This window comes from Pseudomonas sp. YeP6b, assembly GCF_025642995.1.
Lineage (GTDB): Bacteria > Pseudomonadota > Gammaproteobacteria > Pseudomonadales > Pseudomonadaceae > Aquipseudomonas.
The window spans coordinates 1,222,440-1,239,021 of the sequence record NZ_CP080090.1 but is presented as its reverse complement, the minus strand read 5'-3'; the positions used below and the strand labels follow the sequence as shown (position 1 = coordinate 1,239,021).

At 58.9% G+C, this 16,582-nt stretch carries 13 protein-coding genes; 3 read left to right on the top strand and 10 right to left on the bottom strand.

Going from position 1 to position 16,582, the window contains the following annotated elements; translation table 11 throughout:
- Nucleotides 1-67: 67 nt before the first annotated feature.
- From gntB to KZH41_RS05505, 6 genes are all read right to left on the bottom strand, one after another.
- Nucleotides 68-1,054, bottom strand: coding sequence for a guanitoxin biosynthesis L-arginine gamma (S) hydroxylase (gntB, locus tag KZH41_RS05530; RefSeq protein ID WP_263274499.1), 987 nt, complete (start codon nt 1,052-1,054; stop codon nt 68-70).
- A 247-nt stretch (nt 1,055-1,301) separates the two neighbouring features.
- Nucleotides 1,302-2,417, bottom strand: coding sequence for an aminotransferase class V-fold PLP-dependent enzyme (locus KZH41_RS05525; RefSeq protein WP_263274498.1), 1,116 nt, complete (start codon nt 2,415-2,417; stop codon nt 1,302-1,304).
- Nucleotides 2,417-3,634, bottom strand: coding sequence for an MFS transporter (locus KZH41_RS05520; RefSeq protein ID WP_094948964.1), 1,218 nt, complete (start codon nt 3,632-3,634; stop codon nt 2,417-2,419). Before KZH41_RS05520 ends, KZH41_RS05525 begins: the two co-directional genes overlap by 1 nt.
- On the bottom strand, nt 3,631-4,935 hold the full coding sequence (locus tag KZH41_RS05515) for a hypothetical protein (protein WP_263274497.1): 1,305 nt from the start codon (nt 4,933-4,935) through the stop codon (nt 3,631-3,633). Before KZH41_RS05515 ends, KZH41_RS05520 begins: the two co-directional genes overlap by 4 nt.
- The gene (locus KZH41_RS05510; RefSeq protein WP_263274496.1) at nt 4,932-5,993 is read right to left on the bottom strand and encodes a threonine aldolase family protein; all 1,062 of its coding nucleotides are present in this window, start codon (nt 5,991-5,993) and stop codon (nt 4,932-4,934) included. Before KZH41_RS05510 ends, KZH41_RS05515 begins: the two co-directional genes overlap by 4 nt.
- 10 nt (nt 5,994-6,003) lie before the next feature.
- Nucleotides 6,004-6,966 (bottom strand): proline dehydrogenase family protein, encoded by a 963-nt coding sequence (locus tag KZH41_RS05505; protein ID WP_094948961.1) that lies wholly within the window; start codon nt 6,964-6,966, stop codon nt 6,004-6,006.
- Nucleotides 6,967-7,526: 560 nt separating this feature from the next.
- Here KZH41_RS05505 and KZH41_RS05500 point away from each other — a divergent pair.
- The gene (locus KZH41_RS05500) at nt 7,527-8,468 is read left to right on the top strand and encodes a LysR family transcriptional regulator (RefSeq protein WP_242154424.1); all 942 of its coding nucleotides are present in this window, start codon (nt 7,527-7,529) and stop codon (nt 8,466-8,468) included.
- Nucleotides 8,469-8,576: 108 nt separating this feature from the next.
- Here the strand turns inward: KZH41_RS05500 and KZH41_RS05495 are convergent, their stop codons facing one another.
- From KZH41_RS05495 to ptsP, 3 genes are read right to left on the bottom strand one after another with little or no spacing between them, the layout of a single operon-like run.
- Complete coding sequence (locus KZH41_RS05495) at nt 8,577-10,286, bottom strand: PTS fructose-like transporter subunit IIB (protein ID WP_263274495.1); 1,710 nt, start codon at nt 10,284-10,286, stop codon at nt 8,577-8,579.
- A gap of 11 nt (nt 10,287-10,297) precedes the next feature.
- Nucleotides 10,298-11,239, bottom strand: a complete 942-nt coding sequence (gene pfkB, locus KZH41_RS05490) for a 1-phosphofructokinase (RefSeq protein ID WP_263274494.1) — start codon at nt 11,237-11,239, stop codon at nt 10,298-10,300.
- Nucleotides 11,240-14,098 carry a phosphoenolpyruvate--protein phosphotransferase gene (ptsP, locus tag KZH41_RS05485; protein ID WP_263274493.1) on the bottom strand — a complete coding sequence of 953 codons (2,859 nt, stop codon included), beginning with the start codon at nt 14,096-14,098 and terminating at the stop codon, nt 11,240-11,242. It abuts the gene before it with no gap.
- A 294-nt stretch (nt 14,099-14,392) separates the two neighbouring features.
- On the opposite strand from ptsP, the gene cra reads away from it, so the two are divergent.
- Complete coding sequence (cra, locus tag KZH41_RS05480) at nt 14,393-15,388, top strand: catabolite repressor/activator (RefSeq protein ID WP_242154416.1); 996 nt, start codon at nt 14,393-14,395, stop codon at nt 15,386-15,388.
- A gap of 2 nt (nt 15,389-15,390) precedes the next feature.
- Nucleotides 15,391-16,167 carry a TatD family hydrolase gene (locus tag KZH41_RS05475; protein WP_094948955.1) on the top strand — a complete coding sequence of 259 codons (777 nt, stop codon included), beginning with the start codon at nt 15,391-15,393 and terminating at the stop codon, nt 16,165-16,167.
- On the opposite strand, the gene KZH41_RS05470 is transcribed toward KZH41_RS05475, so the two are convergent.
- Nucleotides 16,114-16,542: a hypothetical protein gene (locus tag KZH41_RS05470; protein WP_094948954.1), complete on the bottom strand. Its 429-nt coding sequence runs from the start codon at nt 16,540-16,542 to the stop codon at nt 16,114-16,116. The two genes, KZH41_RS05475 and KZH41_RS05470, sit on opposite strands and share 54 nt — an antisense overlap.
- Nucleotides 16,543-16,582: the final 40 nt, after the last annotated feature.

Sequence of the window (16,582 nt, the reverse complement as noted above, 5' to 3'; positions counted from 1 at the left end):
GGCAACTTAACCATGCCCGGATGAAGCGGTTATGACAGCCCCAGTGTGGGATGCAGCCGTCAACGCATTACTCGGCGACGAAGACTGCGCTGATTTTTCCGCTGCGATAAGCCTCGAATATCTGGCCAATGCTGGATTGGGCATCGCCCTTCGCCGTGAAAATCCCGCCGCAACCTTGGTTGGCAGCGGCGTAACGCTCATCGTCCATCAGCACCTGATGGGCTTTCTTCAAGTTCCAGAACGGAATACCGGCAAACAGGTGGTGGGTGAGGTGGTAGTTATCGCCATGCATACCGATGATCAAGCGCTCAAGCAGCACGGGGAAGCGGTTACGAGTGAGCTCCACCTCTTCGTTGTAGAGACCGAACCTGCCGAAGTGCTCAGAGACTTCGGATAACCAGCCAATCACCTGGAACACCGTGAAATACGGCACCAGCCAAAACAATACATAGGCCCATGGCCCGATGAAGTAGCTGAAAACCAGCAGCAACACCGCGTGAGCAGCCAACAGTTTCAAGCCCTGCGACGGGTTGGCCACAACGTCCCCAGCTCGGTTTTTCACGAGGTAGAGGAAGTAGCGATAGGTATTGGCCAGTGTCAGGCTCTTGAGCAAATGCCCGATCAAGAAATCGAAGCGGTCGGTCGCGTTATACAAGCCCGATTCAATGTAATAGCGATGGTCCGGATCTTTATCGGGGTCACCGAGGTTGTGATGGTGAAGCTGCACATGCGAGCGACGGTAAGCCTCATAGTTTTGAAAGATCGGGTACCCGAGCAGGTACTCGCCGATGATTTTGTTGAGCTTCTTACTTTGGGTCAGCGTCATGTGCGCCGCTTCGTGCAGCAGCGAAGCCAAGGCGCGTTGGCGGGACCCTATAAACAGCAGCGCCAGCGGGTACAGGTAGTGGTAGCGATCGGCAAAAAACACCGCCAGCGCGATAACGGCCACGTCGGCCAATACTGCCAACATCCAATGCCAGTTGTCCTTTTGGTAAAGTGCACGCAGGCGCTGTTTCACTTCATTGGAAGGGTTAAATCTTTTTACGTTACCCATCAGAATTCCTTTTCCTCAACTCGAGGCGCTCAGTGCAATTAACGCTGATGCGCGACACTATGGCAACAAGTCACACCCCACGAGATTGATGGTCACCCATTAATACCCGAAGTAACTTCCGACGTTTATAAATGCTTTGCCTGATCGATTCATTCACATAAGGAGACTGCTTTGATTGGCACCTGATCATCCCACATGACCGGCGACGCTGGCGCGACACCTCCCTCAGTTTTATAACATGCGATTATTACAACTTGGCCAACAACGCCATAAACACACCGACATCATCAAGATTATTCTTGTTATTAATTGACAGGCGTACGAAGCGATCATGGCCTTGCCCCAACATATAATATGGCGTGTGCGAGGCATAACCTGGCCAGCTGTTCACACCCTGCGTGCGCATATAAGCCACCAGTTCGGTAGCCGAACAGCGATCATGGGTAAATGCAATGATTCCCGCCTGTTGCGTACCCGGGGCGATTACATGAATGTGCGCCGTCTGTGCCAATTGCTGATACAGGTGTCGGTAGACCCCACGCTCAACGCTGTAAGCCACCGATAGACGCTCTTTGATCGCCTGATTCAACCCAACAACGGCCGCGTTATTGCGCTCGGCATATTCATAACGCCGGGCATCATCGGCCCCCAAGCTTACGCCCCCTTGGGCGTCCACACTGGCCCTGCTCAGGTCGGTGAAGCGCGGTTGTGCAGCCGCCAGAAAAGCATCGGACAGGTAGGCAAACCCCGTACCTCGAGGCCCGCAAAGAAACTTCCTGCCCGCAGCCGTCAGCACATCAGCGCCAATCGCCAGCATGTCCAGAGGCAGCAAGCCCGCAGATTGACAGGCATCGACAAAGTAGTAGCACGGGAAATCGCGCAGGATGTGACCCACCGCCTCAACATCATTCACGATGCCGCAGCACGAAGGCACATGCACCACCGAGACCAGCATGACTTGCGCACTCATGTGCTGCGCCAGCCATTGCAGATCCAAGTCGCCATTGGGCAGCAGTGGCATGACGTCAATCACGATACCGTAGCGGCGCTGTAACTCGGACAGCGCGATCAGGTTGCCGGCGTACTCGTAAGGCGTGACCACGACACGCGCACCGGGGGACCAGTTCAGCGCGTTCAGCGCAGTGATCCAGGCCTTGGTAGCACCGTCGAAAAGTGCAATGTTGCGTGGTTTGGCGCCGAGCAACCGAGCGATGTTTTCATACACTTCGCCGTCCAGCGTTGCCGCGTAAGACAGTTCGGTTTCATAGGCGCCGGTTTCATATTCCTCTTGCAGGTAAGTCTGCATCAAACGCAATGTTTCAGAGGAAACGCGCCCCGCGCCTGCCGTATTGAAATGGATCATTAATCAGCCCTGTGCCGTGAACCCATAAAATAGAAACCGCTCGCCAACACGATACACATGGACAACACATAGAACATCGCCTGAGGCGCATAAAACGACAACGCCACGCCACAGAGTACCGGCCCGAGCGCCGCGCCCAAGTTCGACAAGTTCTGCGCGCCGTAATAAACGCCGCGCATATCTTCCGGCGCGATGTAATCAATAAACAAGTACTCCGCCGGTATGATGATGATCTCGCCCACGGTGAAAATAATCATTGCGAGTACCCAGACAACCGGTACCTGTGCGTGAGCGAAGCCCATCAGCCCAACCACAAAGAACAGCATCCCCAGCATCAACATGCGGAACATGTTGTGCTGATTAATCCGAGAACCGATCAGGTATTGCAGGCTGATAACCACACAGGCGTTGGTGGTCACCAGATAGTTGATAATTTGATAGGCGTTTTGCGGGTCACTCGTCACGATCAGGTATTGCGACAAGTAGGCCGTGAATTGCCCGAAGACGATCGCGCTGAGAATGCCGCCGACGGTGAAACATACCAGCCGGTAGTTCCTCAGCAAATGCATCAACACGTTGGCAAAACTCGTCCCGGCCGCGTCACTCGCCACGGCCGATGGCCGAGGAATTCGCGCCCCAACCAGCCCATACAGTACGACAAAAACCGCCCCGATCAGCGCGGCCGCCGCAAACGGCAGGCCGGGACTGACTTTGGCAAACAGCACACCCAGAAAAGGGCCGATGGCATAGCCGACGTTGGTCAAGGTGTACTTGAGCGAGAACACCCCGCCGCGCTTGTCCGGCGCCACCAGGAAACCTATGCCGGATTTCACCGCGATATCCACCACCGCGTAGGCCAGGTTCACCACCACAATCGCGATGATGAACGGCACCAGGCTGGTGACCTGGAAGGCCACCGCAAACGCGAGCGCGAACACCGTGGCGGCAGCGAGCATGATCCGGTAGTTGGAGAACCGGTCCACCAGAAACCCACCATAGACCCCAAGGACTGAACTGACGATCAACGCCCCGCCGACGGCAAGGCCAATATCGGCCACTCCCAGACCGAACGCCTCAGAGAAGTAAATAACCAGATAGGGCAGCGCCAACGCCCGGGCAATGGTCAAGATAAAGGTCGCCGACAGCAGCAGGATCACTGGCCGGTCATAGACTTTGGCTTGACTCTGGATTACCAGCCCCTCCGAGACTTCTTTCATATCAGCATTTCCCTGTAGACGCTTGGCTCGTGCTCACGCAGCAGCTCAATGCTGTTCTGAATGTTCGCGCGGTTGCTATCGAGGATGAATACATGACCGGGGCTGTTTTCCAGGGAGACGGTTGGCTTGAGCACGCCTTCATCCTGGATTTTTATGCTGTGTACGCCGGGGATCGCCTTCCACGCCGTGATGTCCGGTGTGCGTTTGATCGGCCCTGCCTGGCGAGCGATCAGGAACACACAGCTGGAATGAAAGTAGAGTTTTTTTCGCGGCCGCTGGCGGTAATCGAGAAACGCTTGAGGGTTAACTAGCGAGTCGATCCACAAGCTCAACTGGTTGTGCCCCAAGGCGCGGGTATAGGCCGACAGATCGATGCCGCCCGGCATGCGTGCAGCGGTTTCAAGCAACACGGGCTGATCATCGACGATCATCAATTCGCTATGCCCGACACCGTGCCGGATGCCCAAGGCGTCGAGCACGCAAAAGATGTAACTCGACAGTCGGTTGTAGACGTCGGCATTGTCCACCGGGCACATCAGCTGGTTGTAGTCATGCACCGGCGAGGCACCGATACGGGTGCGGTAAACGCGGATAATTTCACTGACATAGTGCAGGCCATCGACACTCACGGTATTCACGCAGTATTCGATGTCGACATCCTTGGATTTGCTCAGCAACAACTCGGATTTGAAATCGGAGTTATCCAGGTATTGCTGCACCAGAATCGTTTCATTACTTTCCAGAAAGATGTTGCGGCTGGATTTGATGACCTCAAAGGCGTGTTCAATTTCGCTGACTTGCGTGCAAATATGAATATTATCGGAGCCCGCGCTTTTCACCGGTTTCAACACCACCGGCAACATGTTGTGCTCCTTGACCCACTCCAGAATGCTCGGCAGCGAATCTGATTTGAAGTGTTTGATCGAACGCACACCCGCCTGCGACAAGGCCTCATGCATTTGATACTTATCGCGCCAGCGCACGGCGTGGGCCGGATTGTTGTGGCGCTCGACATTGAATAGCGCAGCCAGATGCGCAGCCATTTCAACCCCGAACTCACAACCGGCCAGTACGAACTGCACGCTGTACTCGGACAATGCCTGCTGCAGTTCGGCATCCGAACGGTAAAGCAGGTCGTGGATAAAGTCCCCGGTGCGCAACCAGGCTTGGTAAAACCCATTCACTTCGGCGGTCGAGCGCACGTGCACACATTCATACCCACGTGAGATGAACGCGGGCGCGATCAAACTGCCAATCGAATAAGCATCGACGATCAGTACAATATTTTTCTTATAAATCACTGGGCGACCTCCCGCGCTGAAGCGAATTCACGCACAGCGGCCTTAATAATGCCGGCCGCCTTGAGGACATCGGCACGACTAATATTGATGTGCGGCATGAAGCGCATTTCTCGCGCGTTATAAGGCAAGCCGGCGACACCTTGTTGACTCAGGAACGTACTGAATTGCATCGGCGTGACACCCAGCGAAGAAACATCCAGGGTCACCATATTCGTGCCTTTGTAATGCGCAGGCGTCTCATCGATATCGCAGAGCAAACGATGCAACAGGGCCGCATGCTCATGATCTTCGGCCAACCGCTCAATATTGTTGTGCATCGCGTAAAGCCCGGCAGCGGCCATCATGCCGGCCTGATGAAGATCGCCGCCAAACCACTTACGGTATTTTTTGGCACGCTGAATCAACTCTTTGGAGCCGACCATGATCGAGCCCACAGGTGCGCCCAATGCCTTGGACAGGCACATGGACATGAGGTCGGCGTTTTCCGTGTACGACGTCACGTCAATGCCGGAGGCGATAGAGGCATGGAGGATGCGTGCACCGTCCAGATAACGATAGGCATCGATCGACTTGGCATAACTGAAGACGTCGTTCATCTGCGCCAAGGGAAAGATCGCGCCGCCTTTGCACCCCAGGGTATTTTCAACCACCACCACGCGCGGCAAGGCATAGTTCTGATTCCAGCGGCAGCGGGAGGCGTAGAGCTTTTCCAGGTCACTGACGTCGAACAAGCCGTTTTCATGGGATGACAGCGAAAAGTTGACCCCCGAAAACGCCGACGTCGCCGCGGCCTCGTAATAGTTGATGTGATAGGAGGCATCCAGAAAAATCTCATCACCTGGCTGGGTGAGGGACTTGATAGCCAACTGGTTACTCAAGGTGCCACCCGTGGTGAAGAGCGCCGCTTCCTTCTGGAAGTAATTGGCACAGAACTCTTCAAGCGCACGCACACTCGGGTCTTCACCGAAACATTCATCCCCGACTTCCGCCTGGTAAATAGCCTTGCGCATGCCTTCCGTTGGCTTGGTGACCGTATCGCTTCTGAGATCGATAAACATAAATGCTCCGTTAATAACCTGCGCCAAACGTGATACGGGATGGGTCGTAGAAGTCAGCAAGCGCCTCGAGGACGTTGTCCGGTGACTCCGCCAGGCGGTGCAGGAAATGCAGGTACCAACTGTCACCATAGACCGCCGCAATGCGGCAGGTCAGGCCGGCCTCTCGGGCGCTGCGCAATACTTCAGGTTGGACGCCGTGGAGCATTTCCAGCTCCTCGATCTTCGAGTGGTAACCCCCCTCGAACAGGCGCTTGATCAAGTTGGGATCTTGCGTTGCACAACTCACTGGAACATGGGCGGCCAGTAAATCATCAAGCAACATCAAGTAACGGTTATCCAGTTCTTCACCACGGGGCAAAGCGATGTCGTGCGCTTCGTTATAGACGCCTTTGACCAATCTGACTTTTCGCCCATAACTAATGAGGCGAGGCAAGTCATTGACGGTTCGGTGCAAGTGCGCCTGTACGGTCATACCCACATTGTGATGAGCCGGCGCAAGTTCGGCATACACTTCCAGAATTTTATCGACAGCCGAAGAGTGCTCCATGCTGATCATTACCGGGATATCGTGCTGAGCCGCCGCCGACAAAATAGTCGCAGCGTTGCGATAAGCCGTCTCCTGAGAAATGAGCATGCCCACAGCACTTAAATCAAAGCCCAACTGTGGTTTTAAACCAGCGTCGGCAAATCGTTGAACAGCACTCAGGTACTCGCTGACGAAGCGCTGGACAACCTGCGGGTCGTGATTCTCTTCCCCCACATACTCCACACCAAGCTGATAGCCTTTAGCCGCCAATGTGTGCAACTTACGGTTCAGTTCCTGCGCGTCCGAGGCAATAATGTAGCGATGGGCAGCCTGCTCGAACAATTTGAAAAATAAAGAGTTTTTATTGAATGCGTCACGACATTCCTGATTAAGCGCCAACTTCTTAAGCCCTGCACACGCCAGTGTATAAATTTCCTTGGACGGCACTTTTTTCTCCTTACTAACGAGGGTTGCGCAACTACAAGCTTCTTATAAAACAGCACATTTAACGTATTACAAATGCCTCTACTTATATCCATTAACCGCTGCGCTTTAGACAAAGCGCTGCCTGCCGGACAAATGCCTTTATTCGGCATAAGACGGGAATATTAATTCATGAGGAAACGTGGGCTGTCGATGCCGAACGGCGCGCTATTAATCAGCTGCGCCGCAGCAGAGGTAGGCGTTCTCACCCCAGCCCTGATACAAAAGAGCGTCGGGGGAGCAAAACAAAGCCGCCCCATGAACAGGCAACCAGAGCAAACAAGTTGCGGGTTCGAAAAGGGTTCAATATCAGAAGTGCTGAAAACAGGACACTGACTGTCGCCCGATATCTTTTTAACGCCACCAGCATCCTTGCCTCGTCGATCAATAGGTCACTTTTATGACAGCGTTTATAGCCAATCACTGACAGATGTTCATGCACTTAGATTACCGCCGTGCCACGTTCTGATTTATGATCTTTTTTACCAGATAGGTGGAACTGAATTCATGGATACAGGGTGTGTATGTTTTCCTCAGAACGCTTGAAAGGGATTGATGTGTTCGTCTGCGTCTCGGAGACCGGTAGCTTCAAGGCTGCTGCCGAGAGAATGAATTTGACAGGCTCCGCCATCAGTAAAAGCGTCGCCCGGCTGGAGAGCCGATTGGGCACCCGACTCTTCCAACGCACCACCCGAAGCCTGGCGCTGACAGATGCGGGGACCGCGTTCTACAGCACCTGCATCGGTGTGCTCGCCGACCTTGAAGAGGCCGAGCTGTCACTGCAAATCGAAAATACCGAACCGCGTGGCCGGATTCGAATTGACCTTCCAGGCGCGTTCGGCCGTGCGCAAGTGCTGCCCACCCTCCTGCGATTTATGCAGGATCATCCGCTGCTGATTCCGCACGTGACGTTCTCCGACGGTTTGATCGACCCGTTCCAGGAGGGAGTGGACGTGGTCGTGCGCATTGGTGGCACAGACATCTGGCCCGAACGCGTGGCGCATCGTTACCTGGCCAGTGAATGGCATACCTTCTGCGCATCCCCGGCCTATTTGGCCAAGCACGGCACGCCTCTCACGGATCAGGACCTGGAGCACCACCAGTGCATCGCCTATGGCTGGGTGGACGGCAACATCACCCCGTGGGGTTTCGCAGGCGCACACCCCGGCGCCATAAAGCGCCAGCCAGTACCCGCCCAGTTGGTGATTGGCAATGGAGAGGGGTTGTTGATGGCGGTCATGGCGGGCTGTGGGATCGCGCAACTACCCTCGTGGCTGATTAATCAGCAGCTGGAAGAGGGAACATTGGTGGAGGTGCTGCCCCATTTGGCGACCGAGGGCATGCCGATCAACCTGGCCTGGGTCAAAAGCCGTCAGGCGCTGCCAAAGGTCAGCGCTCTGCTGGATATGCTGACTGCCAGCCTGACGCCAGCGGGCGGCATATTAGGTGGGCTTAGGCGAACGTAACACCGTTGAGATGCCAGGCGACCCCGAGGTCGCCTTTCCACGCCGATGGGCAACTGCGATCACCCAGGCTCAGCTACCACGCCGTAATCCCATTGCCGGTTCGCGCCGTCAGGTCGGTACGGCCGCCAGCTCGACGGCTTCCGGGCGCTTGATCAGCGCGTACACCAACCCCGTCAACAGGCTGCCGGCAACGATTGCCAGCAAGTACAGCAACGCATGGTTCATGGCATTCGGGATCACCAACACAAACAAACCGCCGTGGGGCGCTGCCAGCTTGCAGCCAAAGTACATCGACAGCGCGCCGGTCAAGGCGCCACCGGCGATGCTGGCCGGGATCACGCGCAGCGGGTCTTTGGCCGCAAACGGAATCGCGCCTTCGGAGATAAAGCACAGGCCCAGAATCATCGCGGCCTTGCCGGCTTCGCGCTCGGTCTGAGCGAACTTGCGCCGTGCCAGGAACGTGGCGATGCCCATGCCAATCGGCGGCACCATGCCAGCGGCCATGGTCGCGGCCATCGGCGCACCGCTGGAAGCCGCCAGCAAGCCGACGGAAAACGCATACGCCGCCTTGTTGATCGGCCCGCCCAAATCGACGCACATCATGCCGCCCAACAGGATGCCCAGTAGCACCGCATTGGTGGTGCCCATGGTGCTGAGAAAGTCCGTCAGGCTAGTGAGCAGCCGCGCGACCGGCGGCCCAACCAGATAGATCATCGCAAGACCGGTGAACAAACTCGCCAGTAACGGAATGATCAGAATCGGCTTGAGCGCCTCCAGGCTCTGCGGCAACTTCACCGCACGGGTGATCAGCTTCACGCAATAACCGGCGAGGAAACCGGCGAGGATGCCGCCGATAAAACCCGCGCCCAGAGTACCCGCCAACAACCCGCCAATCATGCCTGGCGCCAGGCCAGGACGGTCGGCAATCGAGTAGGCGATGTAGCCCGCCAGCAGCGGCACCATCAGCATGAAGGCCTGGTCGCCGACGGTCTTAAGGGCGGCGGCCAAGGTGCCTTTTTCTTCAAAGGCATGAATACCGAACACAAACGACAAGGCGATCAACAAACCGCCCGCCACCACCATCGGCAACATGAACGACACGCCGGTGAGCAGGTGTTTGTACACACCGGTTTTTTCTGACTTCTTGGCCACCGCGCCGCTGGCGGCACTTTCCACCGCACCTTCGGCCAAGGCCTTGTTGAGCGTGGCTTCGGATTGTTTGAGGGCAATGCCGGTGCCGCAGCGATAAATCTTCTTGCCGGCGAAGCGCTCGGTGGCGACTTCGATGTCGGCGGCCAGCAACACCACGTCGGCATTGGCGATGGCCTCCGGGCTTAAAGGCGTGCGCGCGCCCACCGAGCCTTGGGTCTCGACCTGTAAGTCGTAGCCCAGGCGCTTGGCGGTTTGCTGCAAGGCTTCGGCAGCCATAAAGGTGTGGGCCACGCCCGTCGGGCAGGCAGTGATTGCAACGATACGCGGCGCGTTTTTAGCGGTTTGCGCAGTCGCCACATAGACCGCGGCCTCTTCGGCGCCGCGACGCAATACCGCGTCCACATCCGCCAGCGCCTGGGCCGGCGTGCTCTGGAACACGCGCTTGCCGACAAACCGCTGCATATCCACCGGCGTGCTGCTGACCAGCAACACCCACTCGGCCTCATCGATCGTGGCCTGGGACAACTGGCGTTCCGGGCGCTGCACGTCCACCACTTCGACGCTGGTGCGCAAGCCTTGGCGCTGCGCGGCAGCGTCCAACAAGCGGGCGCACAGCACACTGGTGACCATGCCGTTCGGGCAGGCGGTAACAATGGCTAACTTCATCACAAACCCTCTTATTGTTCTGTCAGCGCGCGCACGTGGACGCCGCTTTCGAGACGCGCCAACTGCGCGTGATCGCTGATGCCAAACCCGATCTGCGTGACCGCCATCGCCGCAATCGCCGTGGCGCGCCGCAGGGCGGTTTCCGGCAGATCAACACTGAGCAAACCGTGCAGCATCCCGGCCAGCAACGAGTCGCCCGCGCCCACCGTGCTGGCGACGCTGACCTTGGGCGGTGTGGCGTGCAGCGCAGTGCCCGGGCTGAACCAGTTCACACCCTCGGCGCCGTGGGAGATCACCACATGCTCCACGCCTTGGGCGTGCAGGCGTTCGGCGGCCAGGGCCTGTTGCGCGAGGGAATCGGTGGAGCAGTCGAGCGCTTCAGCTAATTCTTCAGTATTGGGTTTGATCAACCACGGGCCAGCCTTGAGGCCTGCGCGCAAGGCTTCGCCGCTGGTGTCGAGGGCGACTTTCAAACCGAGGCTTTTCAGGTGCTCCAGCAAGCCTTGAAACCACTGCGCGCTGATGCCACGCGGCAAGCTGCCGGCGACCACCACCGCATCGTGACCCGGCGCGATCAGCGTCAGTTGATTGAGCAACGCCTGCTGGGCCTGCTCAGTGACCTGCGGCCCTGGCGCATTGATGTCGGTGACCCGACCGTCCTGCTCGGCGATCTTGATATTGCTGCGGGTTTCACCCGGCACGCGGATGAACGCATCGGCAAAACCACGCCGGGCGATCAGCGCCTCAAAGGCTTGTGGATTGTCTTCGCCGAGAAAGCCGCCGACGGTGACTTGATGGCCGAGGTCCGCCAGCACTTGGGCGACATTCACACCCTTGCCAGCGGCATGGGTCAGCAGGGTTTCGCCGCGGTTGACTTCACCCGGTGCCAGGTGCGCCAGGCGCACCGTGAGGTCCAACGCCGGGTTCAGCGTCAGGGTCAGAATCTTCGCCATTTACACGGCCTCCACTAGGGCTCGCACTTGCGCAGGCGAACCTACCGCAAGGGCTTTTTGCGCCAGGCCCTGGGCCTCGCTCAGACTGAATTCACGTACCCGCGCTTTCACCTCGGGAATGCTACGGGCAGACACACTCAACTCATCCACACCCAGGCCGATCAGCACCGGCACCGCCAGTGGGTCCGCCGCCAGTTCGCCACACACGCCGACCCATTTGCCATGGGCATGGGCGGCGCGCACGGTGATGTCGATCAGTTGCAGCACCGCCGGGTGCAGGCCGTCGGCTTGGGCCGACAAGGTCGGGTGGCCACGGTCGATGGCCAGAGTGTACTGGGTCAGGTCGTTGGTGCCGACGCTGAAAAAGTCGACTTCCTTGGCGAGTACCGGCGCCAGCAACGCGGCGGACGGCACTTCGATCATGATGCCCAGCTGCAAGTCGGCCACCGGGATTTCCAGGCGCAGGCGCTCGGTCATGTCACGGGCGGCGCGCCATTCATCCACGCTGCCGACCATGGGGAACATGATGCGCAACGGCCGGTTATCCGCCGAGCGCAGCAGTGCACGCAATTGCGCTTCCATGATCTGCGGGCGTTGCAACGTCAGACGAATACCGCGCACGCCGAGGAAAGGATTCTCTTCCCTGGCAATCGGCCAATACGGCAAGGGTTTGTCGCCGCCCACATCAAGGGTACGCACCACCAACGGGCGACCGCCGAGGCCGTCGAGTACGCGACGGTATTCGGCTTCCTGGGTGGCCTCATCCGGCGCTTGCGGGTGGGCCATGAAAATCAGCTCGGTACGCAGCAGGCCAATGCCTTCGGCGCCCTGCTCCACCGCAGCGGCGACGCCGGCGCTTTCGCCGATATTGGCGAACACTTCCACGGCGTGGCCGTCGCGGGTCAGGGCCGGCTCATGGCGCTGGGCCGAGGCGGCTTGCAGGCGTTGTTCGCGGGTGTCGCGTTCGACCGTGGCGCGTTGCAAGGTGGCGGCGTCGGGGGCGACGTGCAGGCGACCGCGTTGGCCATCAAGCAACAACGGCGTGCCGGACGCCAGCAGCAACACCGCCGCGCCCGCGCCAACCAAGGCGGGAATGCCCAAGGCGCGCGCGACGATGGCGCTGTGCGCCGTGGCGCCGCCACGGGCGGTGAGAATGCCGGCAACGCGGGCCGGGTCCAAACGGGCGACGTCGGAGGGGCCGACTTCGTCCATCACCAGGATGTAGGGTTCATTCGGCTCCTGGGCGGTGTCGAGGCCACACAGTTGCGACAGCACCCGGCGGCCAATGTCACGCAAATCGGCAGCGCGCTCGGCGAGCAAGGCATCCTGCAACGACTCCTGCTGCTTGGCGGCGGCTTCGATCACGCTCATCCACGCGGCTTCAGCGCTTTCGCCTTGCTTGAGCCGGGTGTCGACTTCGTCGGTCAGTTCCGGGTCGTCGAGCATTTCCTGGTGGGTGATGAAAATTTCGCGAATGGCTTTAGATTGACTGCGCTCGATCAAGCCTTGGATATCAGCGCGCACATCGCTGAGCGCGGCGTGCAAGCGCTGGCGTTCAACCGCTGAGGATTCGCCGCGCAGTGGGTAGTCGAAGACTTGCTGAACCTGGATATGCGCAGGGCCAATGGCGATGCCCGGTGCGGCGGCGATGGCCTGGACCTGGCTGCCGGCCTGCGGCGCGCTGATCACCGGTTCAATATCGAATGTTGCCGGTTGGGCACTGAAGGTCGGCAGCGCTTCGACCTCTTCACCAAGGCCTTCTTCGACCGCCGCCAGCAACGCCGGCAGTGCATCGCCGGCAATCGTCGGCTCAGCGACAAACTCCAGCACCTGGCCGCGACGCGCGCCAAGGCTCAGCAGCTTGCTCAGGCTTTTCACCCACACGGCGCCCACCGGGCCATCTATGACGCGCACGCGGATATCGCCGTCAAAATTTTTCGCCAATTGCGCAAGGATCTTCGCCGGCCGGGCATGCAGGCCGTGGGCGTTGGCCAGGGTGATGCGCGCACTCGGCCAGTCCGGCGGCAGTTCGCCGCCGAGCACTTCGAGCACCGCACGGCTGCTGGTGGCGCGGCCGAGTTCCTGACCGCGCCCTTCAATCAGCAACGCGCATAGGCGTTCCAGCAAGGTCTGGTGCGCTTCGCCGAGGCTGGCCAGGCAGAACAAGCCATTGAGTGGCTGGCCGAGGTAGCGCATCGGTTTGTCCGGCGTCACGAACGCAAGGCCCGGGCGCTTCACGGTCTGCTCGCTGTGCAACCACCACAGGCCATCGCCCAGCGGCAGCGCGTCAACTTGTTGCAACACGGCGGCAAAGCCGTTGCTCACACAGTCAGCCTGGCGCAGCAGGCGTGCACCTCGCCAGACCAGCTCTTCAAAATCATCGGCGGACACGCCGAGGCTGATCATCTGTGCATCCAGCGCCAGTTCCTGCGGCGCACCTTGCAGCAGTTTCAGCAAGGCTTCGGCGGAACTGGCACGTCGCAGCGCCTGGCCCAGGTCGGTCTCGCCGAGGGCGCGGGTCAGCAATTGCAGCAGGCGCAGGTGTTCATCGGATTTGGCCGCGATGCCAATGGCCAGGTAGACGATCTGGCCGTCGCCCCAGTCCACCCCTTCGGGGAACTGCAGCAGGCGCACGCCGGTAGAAAACACTTGGTCGCGGGTTTGCGGGGTGCCATGGGGGATGGCAATACCTTGGCCGAGAAAGGTCGAGCCTTGGGCTTCACGGGCTTGCAAGCCACTGAGGTAACCCTCGGCGACCAGGCCATCGGCCACCAATTTGTCAGCAAGCAGGTGCAAGGCAGCAGATTTATCCACAGCCACCTGGCCCATGGATATCTGCTCTACAGTGAGCTCAAGCATGCCGTTCTCCTAGTTAGTGCGGTGTGCGCACTAGGTATTGTTTTGAATAAATCAGCGTACGGGCGTTCATAAATAACTGACTAAGTGGTCAATTGGCAGTAGCCACTCAGCGGCGAACATCGTAAAAATACGCCTGCTGAAACGTTTAATCTAGAATTTATGGCAGATTACGCGTTAATTGCGCAAGCTTGAAGGACCACTCGGCACTTGAGCTCAGACAATAGTCGTGTGCAGTAATCGGTTACGATCGGACAAAATGTCGGGGCAGGCTCTAAAAAACAAGGAAATCCCGGTTTGAAACTCAGTGATATCGCACGTCTGGCCGGTGTGTCCGTTACCACCGCAAGCTACGTCATCAATGGCAAGGCCGCACAGCAACGCATCAGCCCCACAACCGTGGAGCGGGTGCGGGCGGTGGTCGACGCTCATGGTTTTACTCCAAACCCCCAGGCGGCCGGGCTGCGCAGCCGGCATACACGCACCTTGGGCTTTATCCTGCCCGACCTGGAAAACCCCAGTTACGCACGGATCGCCAAGCTGTTGGAACAAGGCGCGCGAGCACGCGGCTATCAATTGCTGATTGCCAGCTCCGATGATGAAGCCGACAGCGAGCGTCAGTTGCTGCAACTGTTCCGCGCGCGGCGCTGCGATGCGTTGTTCGTCGCCAGCTGCCTGCCGGCCAGCGATGACAGCTACCGCGAGCTGCAAGCCAAAGGCCTGCCGGTGATTGCCATCGACCGGGTGATGGAGCCGGGGCAATTCTGCTCGGTGGTCAGCGACGACCGCCAGGCCTGCCAGCAATTGACCAGCAGCCTGCTGCAACCGGTGCCCAAGGAGATCGCATTAATAGGTGCACGGCCCGAGCTAAGCATCAGCCAGGAGCGTGCCGCCGGTTTCCGCGAAGCCCTGCAGGGGTTCACCGGTGACGTCATCATCGAAGAGGGTGAAGCCTTCAGCCGTGATTGCGGCCGACAGCTGATGGAGCAACTTCTCCAGCAACTGGGGCATTTGCCTGACGCACTGGTGACCACCTCCTACGTGCTGCTGCAAGGCGTGTTTGACGCGTTGCACGACTTCCCGCTCAAATCCCGACCGCTGCGCCTGGGCACCTTTGGTGACACCCAATTGCTGGACTTTCTGCCGTTGCCGGTCAACGCCATGGCCCAGCAACATCAGCTGATTGCCGACACCGCGCTGCGTCTGGCCCTGGCCGCCATCGAAGAAGAACAGTACCAACCGGGCGTGCACGCCATCGGCCGGACCTTCAAGCAGCGTATTCACGAGGCTTGAGCGTGGAACTGATCGACACCCACACCCACCTGGACTTCCCGGACTTCGACATTGATCGCCGGGAAGTGCTGGCGCACAGCCGCCAACTCGGCGTGCAGCGCATGGTGGTGTTGGGGGTGTATCAGCAAAATTGGCAACGGCTGTGGGACCTGGTGCAAGCAGATGAAGGCTTGTTCGCCGCCTTCGGCCTGCATCCGGTGTACCTCGATGAGCATCGCCCCGCCGACCTGACCGCGCTGGGCGAATGGCTTACCCGCCTGCACGGCCACCGCCAACTGTGCGCCGTCGGCGAGATCGGCCTGGATTACTTTCTCGAACAGCTGGACCGCGAGCGCCAGCAAAGCCTGTTTGAAGCCCAGTTGAAACTGGCGGTGGACTTCCAGCTTCCGGCCTTGCTGCACGTACGCCGCAGCCACGCAGCAGTGATCGCGACCCTCAAGCGCATCCGCCTGCCACGCGGCGGCATCATTCATGCGTTCGCCGGCAGTGTTGAGGAGGCTCGCGAGTACATCAAGCTCGGCTTCAAGCTGGGCCTGGGCGGCGCGGCCACCTGGCCCCAGGCGCTGCGCATGCACAAAGTACTGGCCCAACTGCCCCTGGAAGCCGTGGTGCTGGAAACCGATTCGCCGGACATGGCGCCCGCCATGTACCCGGGCCAGCGCAATAGCCCGCAACACTTGCCGGACATCTGCACCGCCCTGGCTGAACACATGGGCATCAGCCCTTTATTGTTGGCCGAGTCGAGTACGCGCAACGCGTGCGAGCTGTTCAATTGGTAGCGTGTTGACCGCCTGCAAGTCCAACGTCAGCCGTTGCCGGTGACGGGCATAACGCAGCACCAGAAAGTGCACCAGCACCACTACCAATGAAATATTCAGCTGCCCGATCACACTGATCAGCCCTACCCACTCGGCCACCAGCGCCACGACCATCACCACGCAAGTCAGCACGATCATGCTCGGGCGCACCATCGCCCAGTGGTCCAACGACTTGAACTGGCGCTGTTGTTTGGGGCAGTTCAACTGCAAGATGCGCTGACAGTACGGGCATCCAAAGGGCTCATGGATAGCAATGGCGTTCAGTTGCCAAGGCTTGAGTGAAAACGTGATGTCGCAATGGGCGCAGTGCCCTTTGACGCCGATAACAGCGGTCATCGCCGTGCCTCCCTTGGTCTGTGACTGGTTGAAACAAACT

Coding starts and splice junctions, on each gene's coding strand:
- KZH41_RS05510 (WP_263274496.1), bottom strand. CDS start 5,993: ATGTTTATCGATCTCAGAAGCGATACGGTCACCAAGCCAACGGAAGGC.
- pfkB (WP_263274494.1), bottom strand. CDS start 11,239: ATGGCGAAGATTCTGACCCTGACGCTGAACCCGGCGTTGGACCTCACG.
- KZH41_RS05520 (WP_094948964.1), bottom strand. CDS start 3,634: ATGAAAGAAGTCTCGGAGGGGCTGGTAATCCAGAGTCAAGCCAAAGTC.
- gntB (WP_263274499.1), bottom strand. CDS start 1,054: ATGGGTAACGTAAAAAGATTTAACCCTTCCAATGAAGTGAAACAGCGC.
- KZH41_RS05495 (WP_263274495.1), bottom strand. CDS start 10,286: ATGAAGTTAGCCATTGTTACCGCCTGCCCGAACGGCATGGTCACCAGT.
- ptsP (WP_263274493.1), bottom strand. CDS start 14,098: ATGCTTGAGCTCACTGTAGAGCAGATATCCATGGGCCAGGTGGCTGTG.
- KZH41_RS05470 (WP_094948954.1), bottom strand. CDS start 16,542: ATGACCGCTGTTATCGGCGTCAAAGGGCACTGCGCCCATTGCGACATC.
- KZH41_RS05525 (WP_263274498.1), bottom strand. CDS start 2,417: ATGATCCATTTCAATACGGCAGGCGCGGGGCGCGTTTCCTCTGAAACA.
- KZH41_RS05500 (WP_242154424.1), top strand. CDS start 7,527: ATGTTTTCCTCAGAACGCTTGAAAGGGATTGATGTGTTCGTCTGCGTC.